Source organism: Corallococcus sp. CA049B (genome assembly GCF_003611685.1).
In the GTDB taxonomy this organism is placed as follows: domain Bacteria; phylum Myxococcota; class Myxococcia; order Myxococcales; family Myxococcaceae; genus Corallococcus; species Corallococcus coralloides.
The window spans coordinates 1-1,108 of the sequence record NZ_RAWC01000462.1; the positions used below are offsets into that span (position 1 = coordinate 1).

A 1,108-nucleotide genomic window follows, 5' to 3' on the forward strand; every position below is an offset into this window, starting at 1 on the left:
GGCCACCCCAAACCGCATTCCCCTTGCGCCCCTCCCCTCCGGCCGAGCATGACTCGCCCGAGGCGGCGCGGGCCCATCCTTGGGGGACACACCCGTTGCCGGAAGCCACTCATCGGGAGCCACTCATGGCGATGCGCTTCAAGAACCTGGATGGCAGCGGACCGCAGGCCTTCACCCGCGTCTTCAAGTGGGCCGTCACGGACAAGCTCGTGGGCAGGCGCCGCAGCGCGCCCGCGCGCGCGGTCGTGCCGCACGTGGAGCCGGACCTGGCGGTGCTCGCCACCCCGCCCGCCCCGGGCGAGGGCGCCCGCCTGACGTGGCTGGGCCATGCGAGCTGGCTGGTGCAGCTGGATGGCGTGTCGCTGCTCATCGACCCGGTGCTGCGCGACGCCATCAACGTCATCATCCGCCGCAACGTGCCGCCCGGCGTGCCGGTGGAGAAGCTGCCGCGCATCGACGCGAGCCTGGTGAGCCACAACCACTACGACCACCTGGACCTGCCCACGCTCAAGCAGGTGGGCGCCCGCATCGTCACCGGCCTGGGCCACGCGCCGGTGTTCCAGGGCCAGGGCCTGCCCTTCCACGAGCTGGACTGGTGGGAGTCCACGCAGGTGGGGCCCGTGCGCGTGCACTACGTGCCGTCCCAGCACTGGAGCCGCCGCGGCCTGCACGACGCCAACCAGATGCTCTGGGGCGGCTTCGTGGTGGAGGGCTCGAGCGCGCGCGTCTACCACTCCGGCGACACCGCCTACTTCCAGGGCTTCAAGGATATTGGCGCCAGGTTCCCCAAGCTGGACGCGGCGCTGCTGCCCATTGGCGCCTACGACCCCGCGTGGTTCATGCGGTTGCAGCACATGAACCCGGAGGAGGCGGTGCAGGCCTTCGAGGACCTGGGCGCGATGGCCTTCTTCGCCATGCACTGGGGCACGTTCAAGCTCACGGACGAGCCGCTGGACGAGCCCCCCGCCCGCCTGGATGCCGAATGGCTGCGGCGGGGCTGGCCGCGCGACCGCGTGCACGTGCTGCCCGTGGGCGGCACACACACCGTGCGGCACGGTTGAGCGCTGGCGGGGCTTGTGGTCTCAAGCGGGCATGCTCCTGCCCACCC

At 71.6% G+C, this 1,108-nt stretch carries 1 protein-coding gene; it reads left to right on the forward strand.

Translation table 11 applies throughout. The annotated features are described in order from the left end of the window. Nucleotides 1-125: 125 nt before the first annotated feature. A complete protein-coding gene (locus tag D7W82_RS39735; protein ID WP_120623194.1) occupies nt 126-1,061 on the forward strand; it encodes an MBL fold metallo-hydrolase in 936 nt (311 codons plus the stop codon). The last annotated feature ends 47 nt before the right edge of the window (nt 1,062-1,108 follow it).